Genomic DNA, 15,145 nt, shown 5'->3' with positions numbered 1-15,145 from the left:
TCACAACAATTTCAGCGCCGCTTTCGGACATTGCGCGACCGCATCCTCCACCTCGGCGACACGATCGTCGGGCACTTCACCCTCGGCAATGTGCAGCACATCCTCATCATCGAGTTCGAACACGTCGGGGGCGATTCCGACACAGATTCCGTTCGCTTCGCACTGGTCGAGATCAACACTGACCTTCATCAGAACTCCTTCACCGCGGCTGTCGCCGAAGAGTAACAAGCCGATGTGGCCGCGCGGGCCGACATCGAGTGGATCCACTATCAATACTGGAACATGTTTCAGTCGATATGCAATGATCGGAACGCCGGTTTCCATCCGCGTGTCCCTATTCGATGAACGAAGGCCCGAGGTAACGCCCATGCGCATCGCCTACACGCCGCAGCAGCAACAGCTACGAGCGGAGCTGCGCGACTACTTCGCCAAGCTGATCACCCCCGAACGTCGCGTCGCGCTCAGCGCGCAGACCGGCGAATACGGGCAGGGCAACGTCTACCGCGAGGTCGTACAGGAGATGGGCCGCGACGGCTGGCTCGCCCTCGGCTGGCCCAAGGAGTTCGGCGGCCAGGATCGGCCCATGCTCGATCAGCTGATCTTCACCGACGAGGCCGCCATCGCGGGCGCGCCGGTGCCGTTCCTGACCATCAACTCGGTCGCGCCGACGATCATGCACTACGGCAGCGAGGAACAGAAGAAGTTCTTCCTGCCCAAGATCGCGGCCGGTGAACTACATTTCGCCATCGGTTACTCCGAACCGGGAGCGGGCACCGACCTGGCGTCGCTGCGCACCACCGCGGTACGCGACGGCGACGACTACGTCATCAACGGCCAGAAGATGTGGACCAGCCTCATCGCCTACGCCGACTACGTCTGGCTGGCCTGCCGCACCGATCCGACGGCCAAGAAGCACAAGGGCATCAGCATGCTGATCGTGCCGACCGATGCCGAAGGTTTCTCCTGGACGCCGGTGCACACCATGGCCGGGCCCGATACCAGCGCCACCTACTACCAGGACGTGCGCGTACCGGCGACCTCACTGGTCGGCAAGGAACACGGCGGTTGGCCGCTGGTCACCAACCAGCTCAACCACGAGCGGGTCGCGCTCACCTCGTCGGCGCCGCTCGCGCTGGCACTGCGCCAGACCGTCGAATGGGCGCGCGAGACCACCTCCTCCGACGGCACACGGGTGATCGATCGGGAATGGGTGCGGCTGAATCTGGCCCGGGTGCACGCCAAGGTGGAATATCTGAAGCTGCTGAACTGGGAGATCGCCAGCCGCGCCGACGCCGGTGGCGATGCCGCGCCGCGGCCATGGGATGCCTCGGCCTGCAAGGTGTACGGCACCGAGCTGGCCACCGAGGCCTACCGGTTGCTGATGGAGGTGCTCGGACCGCAGGCGTATCTGCGCCAGGACTCCCCCGGATCGGTACTGCGCGGACGGTTGGAGCGGATGCACCGGGCCGCGCTGATCCTCACCTTCGGTGGCGGCACCAACGAGGTCCAGCGCGACATCATCGCCATGACCGCGCTGAAGCAACCCGCCGCCGCCCGCTGAGACCGGACTTCGAAAGTAGGTATTCACCATGGATTTCACTCCTACCGAGGCCCAGGGCGATCTGGCCCGGTTGACCGGCGAGGTCTGCGCCAAACTGGTCACCGACGATCGGCTGCGCGAACTCGATACCGCCGCGGTGCGCTTCGACGAACCACTGTGGCAGTCGCTGGCCGAGACCGGCGTGCTCGCCGCGGCACTTCCGGAAGCGGTCGGCGGCAACGGTTTCGGTGTGCTGGAGCAGACCGCCGTTCTGCGCGAACTCGGCCGGTATGTGGCGGCCGTGCCGTATCTGTCCTCGATCGTGCTCGGGGCCGGTGCCCTGGCCCGCTATGGCAGCGCCGAACAGCGGGAACTGGCCCGGCGGGCGGGCGCGGGCGAGGTGATCCTCACCGCCGCCCTGACCGAGGAGCACAATTGGGACACCGGGAAGCCGGTCACCACCGCGGCCGAGGCCGCCGAGGGCTGGCAGGTCACCGGTGTGAAGACCACCGTTCCCGTCGCCGATCGCGCGCACCGGATCCTGGTGCCCGCCACCGTATCCGGACAGACCGCGGTATTCCTGGTCGACCCATCGCATTCCTCGGTGCAGGCGACCGCCCAGCAGGTGGTCGACCGCAGCGCGGAATTCATCGTCGAATTCGCCGCGACCCCGGCCGAGCTGCTCGGTACCGTCGAAACCGGCGCCGAGATCCTCGATTGGCTGTTACTGCGAGCCTGGCTCGGAGTGAGCGCGCAGCAGCTCGGCACCCTGGAACGCGCACTGGAGCTGGTGGCCGACTATGCCCGCGAGCGCGAACAGTTCGGTAAGGCCATCGGCAGCTTCCAGGCCGTGGCCCAGCGCCTCGCCGACGCCTACATCGACGTCGGCGGCCTGCGCCTGACCGTCACCCAGGCCGCCTGGCAACTGTCCGAAGACCTCCCCGCCGCCCCCGCCGTGCACACCGCCAAGTTCTGGGCCGCCGAAGCAGGCCACCGCGTGGCCCACACCGTCGTCCACGTGCACGGCGGCGTCGGCATCGACCGCGACCACATCGTGCAGAACTACTTCACCGCCGCCAAGCACAACGAGTTCGCGCTCGGTCCGGCGCCGGATCATCTGCTGCCACTGGCGGAACATCTGGCCGAATCGGCCTGACCCCGGAACACGATCGGCCCGCCGGATGTCATCCGGCGGGCCGACCTCGTTCATTCAGCTCACACCCGGAGCCGTGAACTTCATGAGTTCACCGGCAATCCCGGGAACATCCAGCAAGCCCTGGCATACCTCGAGCACGAATCGCTCTGCCGCGTCCACGTCGAACCGGACATCCAATGGATGGCCGTTCAGATGCAGAAAAACCCACGCCGCGTACCAAGCCAACCGCTTGTTACCGTCTACCAGCCCATGGTTTCGCGCGATCGACTCCATCAGAGCAGCGGCCTTGTGCCATACATCCGGGTAGGCATCCTGACCGAAAACGCTCGCCTGTGGACGGGCAAGAGCCGACTGCAACAGCCCATAGTCGCGGACCTCCGGCGTTCCGAGGCGCTCGGCGAGATTCAGCAGCTCGACCAACGTGAGGTGCTGCATCAGGCCAGTCTCCGATTCAGCTCCTCACTGGCGCGTAGGACATGATCGGCGGCCTCGTTGAACAACCGCGCGTGCTCGTTGATGGCCTTGATCACCGCATCGTGCGCGAACTGCTGCATGCTCCGCCCCTCCTCATCGGCTCGCGCACGCAGCGCCGCCAACTCTTCTTCGGTAAACCTGACATTCAGTCCCGCCACGCCATCGATGGTACCGCGCGGTACCAATCCGTACCATGGATAACGAAGACCAAGGCCGCCGCGGGGTTCGCGACGGCCCTGAATGGTGGATGTGACTACTTGCCGCTCGCCTCGGCGTGCTCGTCGGCGGGGCGGTCTTCGGTCTGCGCCTTGGCCCAGCGGTAGTCGGGCTTGCCCGCGGGGGAACGCTTGATCTCGTCGACGAACCAGAGGCTGCGGGGCAGCTTGTAGGACGAGACTTCCTTGGTCAGGATCGGGCGCAGTTCGTCGAGGGTGGGGCGCTTGTCGCCGCGACACTGGACCACCGCGGCCACCCGCTGGCCCCAGCGCTCGTCGGGTACGCCGACGACCAGCGCGTCGAAGATCTCCGGATGGGTCTTGAGAGCTCCCTCGACCTCTTCGGGATAGATCTTCTCGCCACCGCTGTTGATGCACACCGAACCGCGGCCGAGCATGGTGACCGTGCCGTCCTCCTCGACGCGGGCGAAATCACCCGGAATCGAGTATCGGACCCCGTTGAACTCTTTGAAGGTCGCCGCCGTCTTGACCGGGTCGCCGTAGTAGCCGAGCGGGATATGACCCTTGCGGGCGATCAGGCCGACCTGGCCGGAACCCGGCACGACCGGATTGCCGTCGTCGTCGAGCACCTCGGTGGAGGCGTCGATCTTCACTCGCGGTCCACCGGTGTGCGTCGCGCCCTTGGCCGCGATGGACAAACCACCGAACCCGGTTTCCGAGGAGCCGATCGAATCGGTGATGACGGTGGTCTGCAACAGCTCCAGGTACTGATCCTTGAGCGTCGGCGAGAACAGGGCCGCACTGCTGGCCATCGCCCACAGGTTCGAATGCTGGTAGGGCGCACCGGTTTCCGGGTTACCTTCGCGCAGCGCGTCCAGCATGGGGCGGGCCATCGCATCGCCGGTGATGAAGATCATGTTCACGCCGTGCCGGTCGATCGCCTGCCAGACGCTGTGCCCGCTGAACTCCGGCAGCATGACGGTCTTACCGCCGTCGAACAGACCGTGGAAGGTCGCGGCCTGCGAGCCGCCGTGGATCATCGGCGGGATCGGGTAGCGCACCAGCGGCGCGCCACTCGCGCCCGCTTTGGCTTGCTGCCATTCGTCTTCGATCTTCTCGCCGGTACCGAAGTTGGTGCCACCGCCGAGCACTCGCCACCAGTCCTCCTGGCGCCACATCACGCCCTTGGGCATACCGGTGGTGCCGCCGGTGTAGAGCATGAAGATGTCGTCGGGGGAACGTTCACCGAAGTCACGCTCGCCCGATGATCCGGCGAGGGCGGTTTCGTAATCGACCGAATCCACTGCGGTGGGCACCTGCCCGGCGGTATCGTCGTCGACCACGATCACGGTCGTCAACTTCGGCACACTCGGCCGTACGGCGGTCACTTTGTCGCTGTAGCGGCGCTCGTGAATCAACGCGACCATATCCGAATTATCGAAGATGTATTGCAACTCGTTCTCGACGTAACGGAAGTTGACGTTGACCATCACGGCGCGCGCCTTGAACACCGCGACCATCGCCTCGACGGCCTCGATGGTGTTGCGCGAGTAGATGCCTACCTTGTCGCCCGGCTGGACGCCCTGTTCTTGCAGGTAGTGGGCTAGCTTGTTGGTCCGCTCCTCCAACTGGGCATAGGTGACCTCACGAACGTCGTCGACCAGTGCGACGCGATCGGGCATGAGGTCGATGGTGTGCTCGATGAGGTCCGCTATGTTGTAGCTCACAAACCTAAAAATAGAACGTGTTACTGTTCCTGACAAGGGTGCTTTTACACCACGTCCTCGAGCCAGGAGATTTCCGCGATGCCGCACTGCCTCGTCGAGAAACGCGACCACGTTCTCATCGTCACCATGAACCGCCCCGAGGCCCGCAACGCCCTCTCCGGCGAGATGATGGCGATCATGCGCGATGCCTGGGATCAGGTGGACAACGATCCCGACATCCGGGTCGCGATTCTGACCGGCGCGGGCGGCGCCTTCTGCGCCGGTGCGGATCTGAAGGCGATGACCTCGCAGCACCCCGGCGACTCGTTCTCCGGCGGCGGTTGGGATCTGTCCAGGATCGAGGCGCTGCTCAAGGGCCGCAGACTCACCAAACCGCTGATCGCGGCGATCGAGGGGCCCGCCATCGCCGGTGGCACCGAGATCTTGCAGGGCACCGATATCCGGGTCGCGGGCGAGAGCGCGAAGTTCGGTGTGTCCGAGGCGCGTTGGGGCCTGTTCCCACTCGGCGGTTCGGCGGTGCGCCTGGTACGCCAGATCCCCTACACCGTCGCCGCCGACATTCTGCTCACCGGCAGGCATGTCACCGCCGCCGAAGCCAAGGAGATCGGGCTGATCGGCCATGTGGTGCCCGATGGCACCGCACTGGACAAGGCGCTGGAGCTGGCCGACAAGATCGCGGCCAACGGACCGCTGGCGGTGCAAGCGATCCTGCGCACCATCCGCGAAACCGAATGCCTGCCGGAGGAAGACGCTTTCAAGATCGACGCCGAACTCGGTATGGCGGTGTTCACCTCGGCCGATGCCAAGGAGGGCCCGAAGGCCTTCGCCGAGAAGCGCACGCCGACCTTCACGGGCAACTGAACTGTTCCGAAACCTCGAACGTCCCCGGCGGGCTCGACGCGCCGGGGACGTTCGGCATCCAGGGTCAGTTGGCGCCCGGGTAGTCCATCCAGAACGGCTCCCACTGGTGGCCGTCGGGGTCGAGGAAGGTGCGTCCGTGCATGCCGACCTCGGCCTCCTGGGAGCGCTTTTCCTCGTTGACCTCTTCCCGCCCGCCCGCGGCCAGCGCCGCCTCGGTGAGCTGGTCCACCTCCTGTGCACTGCCGAGCGAGAGCGCGTAACCAGCGGCGGTGGTCGCCGCGGTGTCGGCGATCGGGCGCTTCGCGAAGGTGGCGAAGTACTCCCTGGTCAGCAGCATCAGGCAGATGTTGTCGTCGATAACGATGCAGGAGGCGTTCTCATCGGTGAAGTCCTGGTTGACCTTCCAGCCGAGTGCCTCGTAGAAATTCTTCGACCGCGCCAGGTCGGTCACGGGGAGATTGACGAAGATCATCTTGGTGCTCATTTTTTCGGCCTCTCGGTCGTCGTGTGCTCGCTTCACCCATAGAGACGGGGCCCGTCGCGGAAACTCATCGCCGCCGCCGAAACCCGATATCCGTTACTGGCGGTACTGGTGCGCTTGCTGGGGCCGAGGTGGTGTTTACCTCGGCAAACGATCGCCCGGATGTCTGTTTGTTGTCGGTGGCATGTGCCACAGTGACATCCATGAGCGAGTCGTCGGGCACAGCCACCGCCGAAGTCATGGATTCTTTCGAGGTGCACCGCCGCGAGCTGTGCGCCTACGCCTACCGCATGCTCGGTTCCTCCTTCGAGGCCGAGGACGCGGTGCAGGAGACCTTCACCCGCGCCTGGAAGGCCTACGACGGGTTCGAGGGGCGGGCCAGCCTGCGTTCCTGGTTGTACCGGATCGCCACCAACGTCTGCCTGGACATGCTCGACGGTCCGCAGCGCCGGGCGCGGCCGATGGACATGTCGGGCCCGTCGAGCCCGGATTCACCGCTCACCGCGCCGCAGCCGGATTACGTCTGGGTCGAGCCCATCCCCAACGCCCTTGCCTTCGGGGCCGATCCGGCCGAGCACGCCAGCGCCAAGGACACCCTGCGGCTGGCCTTCGTCGCGGCCTGTCAGCATCTGCCCGCCACCCAGCGCGCCATCCTGATCATGCGCGAGGTGCTGCGTTTCTCCGCCAGCGAGACGGCCGAGGCGCTCACCATGTCACCGGCCTCGGTCAACAGCGCTTTGCAGCGCGCCCGCGCCACCATGTCCAAGGTGCAGCCCGCGGTTACCGACACCTACGACGAGACCGACGACGGACAGCGCAAACTGATCGACGATTTCGTCAAGGCGTTCGAGACCTACGATATGGACACCCTCACCACCCTGCTGAAAACCGATGTGGCGCTGTCCATGCCGCCGCTCGAGTTCTGGGTCTCCGGTCCGGCCAATGTCGCGGAGTTCATGCTCGGCCACGGCGTGGCCTGCCGGGATTCGCGCCTGGTCCGGCTCGAGGGCGCCAACGGTCTGCCCGCCTTCGGCCACTACAAGCCGAGCGACCGGCCGGGCGTGTGGGTGCCCTGGTCGATCACCGTCCTGGAATTCACCGACGGCGAGATCTCCGGGCTCAACTTCTTCCTCGACACCGAGAAACTGTTCCCACTGTTCGGCCTGGAGCCGGAGTTGCGCGAAGCCGCCTGAGCCGGTAGCCGGGTATCAGATCCGAGTGGCGGTCCGGGTCACCGGACCGATGGATGCCCGCCGCACCGAGACACGCCAGCGATTCGAATCCCTCGATCTCACCGGCGGAGAACCGGACCGCGGCGGGCAGTCCCGCAGGCGTCACGTAGGGCGCGATACCGCTCGGTACCGTCGTGGGCGGGTTCGTCGCCGGAGTGTGGTCGGCGCAGACCGCTTTGTGGGTCGGCGTCGTGGTGATGGCCGTCCCGGTCGGGATGCTGCTGCGGTCACCGCTTCGCATATGTCCGACACTGCCGTCCGATTGGTCGACGGCTGGCGCCGCCCACTCGTGGCAGGTGCGGGCGGCGGCAACCGCCCGCATTCTGCAACATGTTCTATGAGCCGATGAGGGGTGTCAGGCGCCGCAGCTGATCGAGATCGCTCACCGAGACGAGCATCATCGTGACGCCCGCCGCCTCCCAGACGCCGATCTGCTTACGCACCTCGTCCTCGTTGCCGATGATCGTGGTGTCGAGCACCATCTCGTCGGGGACCACGGCTGCCGCCTCGGCCTTGCGGCCCGCCTGGAAGAGTTTGCCGATCTCCTCGACCTCGCGCTCGTAGCCCATCCGCCGATAGACCTGGGCGTGGAAGTTGAGTTCGGGGGCGCCCATGCCGCCGATGTAGAGCGACATCACCCAGCGCAGTCGTTCGATCTCGGCCGCCGGATCGTCGGTGATGATCACCTGGGCGCTGGCGGCGATTTCGAAGGTCTCGCGGGTACGGCGGGCGCCGGGCCGGGCAAAGCCTTCATCGAGCCATTCGTTGTACATCCCGGCCAGCCGGGGCGCGTAGTAGATGGCCAGCCAGCCGTCGGCGATCTCGGCGGTCAGCGCGACATTCTTCGGCCCCTCCGCGCCCAGCCAGATCGGCAGATCCGCACGTAGCGGATGCACGATCGGCTTGAGCGGTTTACCGAGCCCGGTCGCTCCGGGACCGGCGTAGGGCAGCGTGTAATGCGGCCCGTCGCTGACGACGGGCGCCTCACGCGCGAGCACCTTGCGGATGATGTCGACGTACTCCCTGGTGCGCTGCAACGGTTTGGCGAACGGCTGCCCGTACCACCCCTCCACCACCTGCGGTCCGGAGACGCCGAGCCCGAGGATGGCGCGGCCCCCGCTGAGGTGATCGAGCGTCAGCGCATGCATCGCGGTCGCGGCGGGGGTGCGCGCCGACAACTGCGCGACGGAGGTACCCAGCCGCACCCGGCTGGTCGACGACCCCCACCAGGCCAGCGGGCCGAACGCATCCGATCCCCACGACTCGGCCGCGAACACCGCGTCGAAACCGGCCTCCTCGGCGGCGACCACCAACTCACCGGTCTGCTGCGGCGGCGCCGCACCCCAGTATCCGAGCTGCAATCCGAACCGCATATCGGTCCCCTTTCCGGTCGACTGCTTGCCAGCAGAATAAGAACCTGTTCTACTCGATATCGTGACTCAGGGGAATACTGCACCCACGGCAATCACGCAGGATCGCCCGCCCGGACTGGAACCGAGCGACGTACTCAGCGCGCCGCTGCGAATGACATTCGACTACACCCGCTCGGTGGGACCGATCATCGGACGGTTCCTGACCGGGCTGCGCGAGCGCCGCATCGTCGGCGTGCGTGGTTCGGACGGCCGGGTGCTGGTTCCGCCGTCCGAATACGATCCGGTGACCTCCGATCCGCTCGGCGAGTTCGTCGATGTGGCCGATGTCGGCACCGTCGCCTCCTGGACCTGGGTGCGTGACCCGCTGCCGGGTCAGCCCTTCGATCGTCCGTTCGCCTACGCGCTGATCGAGCTCGACGGTGCCGACACCGCGCTGCTGCACGCGGTGGACGTGGCGAGCCCGGACCAGATCAGCACCGGTATGCGGGTGCGCGCCCGCTGGGCCACCGAGACCACCGGCACCATTCACGACATCGCCTGCTTCGAACCCGGCGAAACCTCCACCGCCGGTGCGCAAACCCCGGCGTCGGATACCGAACCGGTCACCATGCTCGTGACGCCGGTGGATATGAGCTACAAGCACACGGCCTCCCCGCAGGAGACGGTGTATCTGCGTGGGCTCAAAGAAGGCAAGCTCATCGGCGGTCGCACCCACGCCGGGGACAAGGTCTATTTCCCACCGCGTGGCGCCAACCCGACCACCGGCAAGCCGACCGACGACATGGTCGAACTGGCCGATACCGGCACGGTCACCACGTTCTGCATCGTCAATGTGCCGTTCCTCGGCCAGCGGATCACACCGCCCTACGTGGCCGCCTACGTGCTGCTCGACGGCGCCGATATTCCCGTGCTGCACCTGGTGCTCGGATGTGCGGCCGAACAGGTGCGGATGGGTATGCGGGTGCGCGCGGTGTGGAAACCGCGCGAAGAGTGGGGTTACGGCCTGGAGAACGTCGACCACTTCGAGCCCTCCGGCGAGCCGGACGCCGATTACGAAACCTACAAGCATCACCTGTGAGAGGGCTCCCGAGTGACCATCACCGAGCGTACGACCGATAACGCCACCGACATCGCCGTCGTCGGCTTCGCGCACGCGCCCCATGTGCGGGAGACCTTCGGCACCACCAATGGCGTGGAAATGCTTGGACCATGCTTCCAGCAGATCTACGACCAGCTCGGCATCAGCAAGACCGATATCGATTTCTGGTGCTCCGGCTCCTCCGATTACCTTGCCGGACGGGCCTTCTCGTTCATCTCCGCGGTCGATTCGATCGGCGCGGTTCCACCGATCAACGAATCGCATGTCGAGATGGACGCGGCCTGGGCGCTGTACGAGGCGTGGGTGAAGCTGCGTTCCGGCCAGGCCCGCACCGCGCTGGTGTACGGCTTCGGCAAGTCCTCCGCGGGCACCCTGCGCCAGATCCTGTCGATGCAGCTGGACCCGTATCTGGTGACACCGCTGTGGCCGGATGCGCTGTCCATCGCGGGTTTGCAGGCCAGAGCGGGCCTGGACGCGGGACGCTGGAGTGAGCGGGACATGGCCGCGGTCTCCCGTGCGCACCGCGCCGGGGGCGCCTCGATCGATGAGCTGCTCGCGGCGCCGTATATCGCCGACCCATTGCGTGAGCACGATGTCGCACCGATCACCGACGGCGCGGCCGCGATCGTGCTCGCGGTGGGCGACCGCGCCCGCGAGCTGTGCGAACGCCCGGCCTGGATCACCGGGATGGCGCACCGCATCGACTCGTCGGTGCTCGGCGGCCGTGATCTGACCGTCTCGCCCACGACGCAGGCCGCCGCCCATGCGGTGACCGGCGGCGATACCAGCGGTTTCGATATCGCCGAGCTGCACGCTCCGTTCAGCCATCAGGAATTGATCCTGGCCGAGGCGATCGGTCTGGACAAGCACACCCGGGTCAATCCCTCCGGTGGCGCGCTGGCCGGAAATCCCATGTTCGCGGCCGGGCTCGAACGCATCGGTTATGCGGCGAAGGAAATCATGGCCGGCACCGCCGAGCGCGCGCTGGCGCACGCCACCAGCGGTCCCGCGCTGCAACAAAACCTTGTGACCGTTCTGGATTCGGAGGCTGGCCGATGAGTTTCCCGGCTGCGGTGCTCGGCACCGGACAAACCCATCACGTGACAAAACGCAGCGACGTGTCGATGGCGGGCATGTGCCGTGAAGCCATCGATCGCGCGCTGGCCGACGCGGGTGTGACCATGGCAGATATCGACGCGGTCGTGGTCGGCAAGGCGCCGGACATGTTCGAGGGCGTGATGATGCCCGAGCTGTACCTCGCCGACGCCCTCGGTGCGCCGGGCAAACCGCTGCTGCGGGTGCACACCGCGGGCTCGGTGGGCGGCTCGACCGGTGTCGTCGCCGCCAACCTGGTGCAGGGTGGTGTACACGAGCGGGTGCTCGCGGTGGCGTGGGAGAAGCAGTCGGAGTCGAATGCCATGTGGGCGTTGTCGATTCCGGTGCCGTTCACCATGCCGGTCGGCGCGGGCGCGGGCGGCTATTTCGCACCGCATGTGCGCTCATACATCCGTCGCTCCAACGCGCCGGGCCATATCGGTGCGATGGTTGCGGCCAAGGATCGGCGCAATGGCGCCAAGAACCCCTACGCCCATCTGAAGCAGCCGGATATCACCATGGAATCGGTGCTGGCCTCGCAGATGCTGTGGGATCCGATCCGCTTCGACGAGACCTGCCCCTCCTCCGACGGCGCCTGCGCGGTCGTCATCGGCGGCGAGAGTTCGGCCGCCGCGGTGGAAGCGGCGGGCAAGAAGGTGGCCTGGGTGCACGCGACCGCCATGCGGACCGAGCCCACCACCTTCGCCGGACGCGACCAGGTCAATCCGCAGGCCGGGCGCGATGCGGCGGCCGCACTGTGGAAGCAGGCCGGTATCACCGATCCGCTCAGTGAGATCGATGCCGCCGAGATCTACGTCCCGTTCTCCTGGTTCGAGCCGATGTGGCTGGAGAATCTCGGCTTCGCCGCACCCGGCGACGGCTGGAAGCTCACCGATAAGGGCGAAACCGAGATCGGTGGCACGCTGCCGGTGAATCCGTCGGGTGGGGTGTTGTCGTCCAATCCGATCGGCGCCTCCGGCATGATCCGTTTCGCCGAGGCAGCCAAGCAGGTGATGGGCCGGGCCGGGGCCTACCAGGTGGACAATGCCCGTAAAGCACTCGGTCACGCCTATGGCGGTGGGTCACAGTACTTCTCGATGTGGGTAGTCGGATCGGAGCGTCCGGAATGAAATTCACCCTCGGTATCGCGCTGAGCCCACTCGAGCAGTTGCCCGAGCTGGCCCGGACCGCGGAAGAATGCGGTTTCTCCTCGATCGCACTGCCCGATTCGCTGTTCTATATGAAGTCGGCGGCGGCGAAATACCCCTACACCCCCGACGGCAGCCGCTTCTGGGGCCCGGAAACACCGTGGGTCGATCCGCTGATCGCCGCGACCGCCATGGCCGCTGTCACCAGCCGCATCCGCTTCTACACCAATGTCCTCAAGCTCGGCTCCCGCAATCCGTTGCTGCTGGCCCGGCAGGTGGGTTCGGTGGCCAATATGTCGGGCAACCGATTCGGGTTCGGCGTCGGCATCGGCTGGGCGCCGGAGGAATTCGAGTGGTGCGGTGTGCCTTTCGCGCGCCGCGGCGCTCGGGTGGACGAGATGATCGAGGTCATCAAGCTGGTACTGAACGGCGGTATGGTCGAATATCACGGCGAGTTCTTCGATTTCGATCCTTTGCAGATGAGCCCGGCGCCCACCGAGCCGGTGCCGTTCTACATCGGCGGCCACACCGATGCGGCTTTGCGCCGGGCGGCCAGGGTCGGCGACGGCTGGACCTCGGCCATGATGAAGTTCGACGAACTGCGCGAAACCATCGACACCCTGGGACGGTTGCGTGCGGAGTGCGACCGCGCCGAGGAACCGTTCGAGATCCAAGCGGTCTGCATCGACAAGTTCGGCCGATCCGGCTATCAGGATCTGGCCGACGCCGGTGTGACCGATGCGATCGTGGTGCCGTGGCTGCTGGAAGGCATCGGATTCGATGGCGAGCTGGCCGCCAAACAGGAATCGCTGCGCAAGTTCGCCGCGGCGAATATCGACGATCCGATTCGCTGAGTCCGACCGGAAGGGCAACTATGACCGTCGACTCCTCCCCCATCACCGACCATCCGGCGCGCGCCGCGGGACTCGCCTCGCAGACGGCGGTGCGGGCACGTGACAAAGAAGCCTGGCTGGATCTGTTCGCGGCCGATGGCATCGTCGAGGATCCGATCGGCCCGTCGGGATTCGATCCGCAGGGCCTCGGCCACCGGGGTCGCGACGCCATCGCGGCCTTTTGGGACAAGGCGATCGCGGCGACCGAGTCGATCGAGTTCCTGTTCGACGATTCCTTCGCCTGCGGTTCGGAAGTCGCGTTCACCGGAACCATTCGTAGTACGGTCGGCGGACACGTGATCGATGCCGAAGGCGTGTTCACCTACCGGGTCGACGAGGCGGGCAAGATCGCCGCGCTGCGCGCGTTCTGGGAGGTCGACCGGGCCATGGCGACCGCGCGCCCGGTCGGCTGACCCGGTACCGCGCCTTCCACCGAACAAACGGCGATGCCCTCGATCCGCGGATCGAGGGCATCGCCGTTCGGCGGGCGGACCGCGTCAGCCAGCGGCGTCGCCGGTGACCGGGCAGGTCCGATAGTCGACCGGGAATTCCTTGATGCCGTTGAGCCACCCCGAACGCAGCCGCTTCGCATCGCCGAGCTTGCTGATATCGGGCAGATGATCGGCGATCGCGTTGAAGATCAGGTCGACTTCGAGGCGGGCCAGGTTCGCGCCGACGCAGAAGTGCGCGCCGGTGCCGCCGAAGGACAGATGCGGATTGTCGGCCCGCATGATGTCGAACTTCTCCGGGTTCTCGAAGACGTCCTCGTCGAAGTTGGCCGAGCGGTACAGCATGACCACCCGCTGCCCCTTCTTGATCTGCACCCCGCCGAGTTCCACATCCTCCAGTGCGGTGCGCTGGAAGGAGGTCACCGGCGTGGCCCAGCGGATGATCTCATCGGCGGCGGTGGCCGGACGCTCCTTCTTGAACAGCTCCCACTGATCGGGGTGGTCAAGGAACGCCATCATGCCGTGGGTGATGGCATTGCGGGTGGTCTCGTTGCCCGCCACCGCGAGCATGATCACGAAGAATCCGAATTCCTCCTCCGAGAGCTTGTCGCCATCGATATCGGCCTCGATCAATGTGGTGACGATGTCATCGGCCGGACACTTCTTGCGGTCGGCGGCCATCTGGTAGGCGTATCCGAGGATTTCCGCGGAGGCCACCACCGGATCGGCATCGCTGTCGGGATCGTCGTAAGAGGTCATCTCGTTCGACCAGTGGAAGACCCGCATGCGGTCTTCCTGCGGGACGCCGATGAGTTCGGCGATGGCCTGCAACGGAAGTTCGCACGCGATCTGGGTGACGAAGTCGCCCGAACCGGATTCCGCGGCCGTCTTCACAATGGCCTCGGCGCGCGCCGACAGCTCGGCCCGCAAGCCGTTGATCGCACGCGGGGTGAATCCACGCGAGATGATCTTGCGCAGTTTGGTGTGCTCGGGTGCGTCCTTGTTGATCAGAACGAACCGCTGCAACTCGATCTGCTCGCGGGTGATGTCGTCGTTGAATCGCGGAATCGCGGTGTTCTCATAGGTGGAGAACACCTCGCTGCGCCGGGAGACCTCCTTGACCTCGGCATGCTTGCTGACGACCCAGAAGCCGTCGTCATGAAACCCGCCGACCTCCGGTGGCTGCGGATTCCACCAGATCGGGGCGGCCCGACGTAGCTCGGCGAACTCCTCGACCGGAATACGGTGGGCATAGATTTCGGGATCGGTGACATCGAATCCGTCCGGCACATCGGGCCGGACCGTCCGAGGGGCTACCACCAGTTGCCTCCTTCGCGATACCGCGACCGCGGACACCACGGACCAGTGAATCCAATCGACCACGGAACTGGAACACGTTCTACAATTATTGAAGCACAGGCGGGAAAACTAGGAAAGAAAC

At 65.9% G+C, this 15,145-nt stretch carries 16 protein-coding genes; 9 read left to right on the top strand and 7 right to left on the bottom strand.

Going from position 1 to position 15,145, the window contains the following annotated elements; genetic code table 11:
- Complete coding sequence (locus QH168_RS12425) at positions 1-189, bottom strand: ferredoxin (protein ID WP_280234947.1); 189 nt, start codon at positions 187-189, stop codon at positions 1-3.
- Between the two features lie 178 nt (positions 190-367).
- Here QH168_RS12425 and QH168_RS12420 point away from each other — a divergent pair, with 178 nt between their 5' ends.
- A complete protein-coding gene (locus QH168_RS12420; protein ID WP_280234748.1) occupies positions 368-1,561 on the top strand; it encodes an acyl-CoA dehydrogenase family protein in 1,194 nt (397 codons plus the stop codon).
- Between the two features lie 28 nt (positions 1,562-1,589).
- Positions 1,590-2,696, top strand: coding sequence for an acyl-CoA dehydrogenase family protein (locus QH168_RS12415; RefSeq protein WP_280234747.1), 1,107 nt, complete (start codon positions 1,590-1,592; stop codon positions 2,694-2,696).
- A gap of 54 nt (positions 2,697-2,750) precedes the next feature.
- Here QH168_RS12415 and QH168_RS12410 read toward each other — a convergent pair whose 3' ends face one another.
- The 3 genes from QH168_RS12410 to QH168_RS12400 form a co-directional block, all read right to left on the bottom strand.
- Positions 2,751-3,131 carry a type II toxin-antitoxin system death-on-curing family toxin gene (locus QH168_RS12410; RefSeq protein ID WP_280234746.1) on the bottom strand — a complete coding sequence of 127 codons (381 nt, stop codon included), beginning with the start codon at positions 3,129-3,131 and terminating at the stop codon, positions 2,751-2,753.
- Positions 3,131-3,328 carry an antitoxin Phd gene (locus QH168_RS12405; RefSeq protein ID WP_280234745.1) on the bottom strand — a complete coding sequence of 66 codons (198 nt, stop codon included), beginning with the start codon at positions 3,326-3,328 and terminating at the stop codon, positions 3,131-3,133. Before QH168_RS12405 ends, QH168_RS12410 begins: the two co-directional genes overlap by 1 nt.
- 95 nt (positions 3,329-3,423) lie before the next feature.
- Positions 3,424-5,073 carry an acyl-CoA synthetase gene (locus tag QH168_RS12400; protein WP_280234744.1) on the bottom strand — a complete coding sequence of 550 codons (1,650 nt, stop codon included), beginning with the start codon at positions 5,071-5,073 and terminating at the stop codon, positions 3,424-3,426.
- 78 nt (positions 5,074-5,151) lie between these two features.
- Between QH168_RS12400 and QH168_RS12395 the strand changes: the two genes are divergently transcribed.
- Positions 5,152-5,934 carry a crotonase/enoyl-CoA hydratase family protein gene (locus QH168_RS12395; protein WP_280234743.1) on the top strand — a complete coding sequence of 261 codons (783 nt, stop codon included), beginning with the start codon at positions 5,152-5,154 and terminating at the stop codon, positions 5,932-5,934.
- Positions 5,935-5,998: 64 nt separating this feature from the next.
- Here QH168_RS12395 and QH168_RS12390 read toward each other — a convergent pair whose 3' ends face one another.
- Positions 5,999-6,418, bottom strand: a complete 420-nt coding sequence (locus QH168_RS12390) for a VOC family protein (RefSeq protein WP_280234742.1) — start codon at positions 6,416-6,418, stop codon at positions 5,999-6,001.
- Positions 6,419-6,618: 200 nt separating this feature from the next.
- On the opposite strand from QH168_RS12390, the gene QH168_RS12385 reads away from it, so the two are divergent.
- The gene (locus QH168_RS12385; protein ID WP_280234741.1) at positions 6,619-7,608 is read left to right on the top strand and encodes a sigma-70 family RNA polymerase sigma factor; all 990 of its coding nucleotides are present in this window, start codon (positions 6,619-6,621) and stop codon (positions 7,606-7,608) included.
- 374 nt (positions 7,609-7,982) lie between these two features.
- Here QH168_RS12385 and QH168_RS12380 read toward each other — a convergent pair whose 3' ends face one another.
- Entirely contained in the window at positions 7,983-9,020 is a 1,038-nt protein-coding gene (locus QH168_RS12380; protein ID WP_280234740.1) for an LLM class F420-dependent oxidoreductase, read from the bottom strand.
- Between the two features lie 61 nt (positions 9,021-9,081).
- Between QH168_RS12380 and QH168_RS12375 the strand changes: the two genes are divergently transcribed.
- The 5 genes from QH168_RS12375 to QH168_RS12355 are packed head-to-tail and all read left to right on the top strand — an operon-like array spanning position 9,082 to position 13,668.
- On the top strand, positions 9,082-10,098 hold the full coding sequence (locus tag QH168_RS12375) for a Zn-ribbon domain-containing OB-fold protein (protein ID WP_432421083.1): 1,017 nt from the start codon (positions 9,082-9,084) through the stop codon (positions 10,096-10,098).
- 12 nt (positions 10,099-10,110) lie between these two features.
- Complete coding sequence (locus QH168_RS12370) at positions 10,111-11,178, top strand: thiolase domain-containing protein (RefSeq protein WP_280234738.1); 1,068 nt, start codon at positions 10,111-10,113, stop codon at positions 11,176-11,178.
- The gene (locus tag QH168_RS12365) at positions 11,175-12,344 is read left to right on the top strand and encodes a thiolase domain-containing protein (RefSeq protein ID WP_280234737.1); all 1,170 of its coding nucleotides are present in this window, start codon (positions 11,175-11,177) and stop codon (positions 12,342-12,344) included. Before QH168_RS12370 ends, QH168_RS12365 begins: the two co-directional genes overlap by 4 nt.
- Entirely contained in the window at positions 12,341-13,216 is an 876-nt protein-coding gene (locus QH168_RS12360; protein ID WP_280234736.1) for a TIGR03619 family F420-dependent LLM class oxidoreductase, read from the top strand. The genes QH168_RS12365 and QH168_RS12360 overlap by 4 nt, the downstream gene beginning before the upstream one ends.
- A gap of 20 nt (positions 13,217-13,236) precedes the next feature.
- Positions 13,237-13,668, top strand: coding sequence for a nuclear transport factor 2 family protein (locus tag QH168_RS12355; RefSeq protein WP_280234735.1), 432 nt, complete (start codon positions 13,237-13,239; stop codon positions 13,666-13,668).
- A gap of 84 nt (positions 13,669-13,752) precedes the next feature.
- Here the strand turns inward: QH168_RS12355 and QH168_RS12350 are convergent, their stop codons facing one another.
- The gene (locus tag QH168_RS12350) at positions 13,753-15,024 is read right to left on the bottom strand and encodes a cytochrome P450 (protein WP_280234734.1); all 1,272 of its coding nucleotides are present in this window, start codon (positions 15,022-15,024) and stop codon (positions 13,753-13,755) included.
- Positions 15,025-15,145: the final 121 nt, after the last annotated feature.

It is taken from the genome of Nocardia cyriacigeorgica (assembly GCF_029868385.1).
GTDB lineage: Bacteria > Actinomycetota > Actinomycetes > Mycobacteriales > Mycobacteriaceae > Nocardia > Nocardia cyriacigeorgica_F.
This window is presented reverse-complemented; position numbering and strand designations above follow the sequence as displayed.

Bases quoted from the DNA above. Each gene is read 5' to 3' on its own strand.
- QH168_RS12425 (WP_280234947.1), bottom strand. From the start codon at position 189: ATGAAGGTCAGTGTTGATCTCGACCAGTGCGAAGCGAACGGAATCTGT.
- QH168_RS12420 (WP_280234748.1), top strand. From the start codon at position 368: ATGCGCATCGCCTACACGCCGCAGCAGCAACAGCTACGAGCGGAGCTG.
- QH168_RS12415 (WP_280234747.1), top strand. From the start codon at position 1,590: ATGGATTTCACTCCTACCGAGGCCCAGGGCGATCTGGCCCGGTTGACC.
- QH168_RS12410 (WP_280234746.1), bottom strand. From the start codon at position 3,131: ATGCAGCACCTCACGTTGGTCGAGCTGCTGAATCTCGCCGAGCGCCTC.
- QH168_RS12395 (WP_280234743.1), top strand. From the start codon at position 5,152: ATGCCGCACTGCCTCGTCGAGAAACGCGACCACGTTCTCATCGTCACC.
- QH168_RS12390 (WP_280234742.1), bottom strand. From the start codon at position 6,418: ATGAGCACCAAGATGATCTTCGTCAATCTCCCCGTGACCGACCTGGCG.
- QH168_RS12385 (WP_280234741.1), top strand. From the start codon at position 6,619: ATGAGCGAGTCGTCGGGCACAGCCACCGCCGAAGTCATGGATTCTTTC.
- QH168_RS12380 (WP_280234740.1), bottom strand. From the start codon at position 9,020: ATGCGGTTCGGATTGCAGCTCGGATACTGGGGTGCGGCGCCGCCGCAG.
- QH168_RS12365 (WP_280234737.1), top strand. From the start codon at position 11,175: ATGAGTTTCCCGGCTGCGGTGCTCGGCACCGGACAAACCCATCACGTG.
- QH168_RS12360 (WP_280234736.1), top strand. From the start codon at position 12,341: ATGAAATTCACCCTCGGTATCGCGCTGAGCCCACTCGAGCAGTTGCCC.
- QH168_RS12355 (WP_280234735.1), top strand. From the start codon at position 13,237: ATGACCGTCGACTCCTCCCCCATCACCGACCATCCGGCGCGCGCCGCG.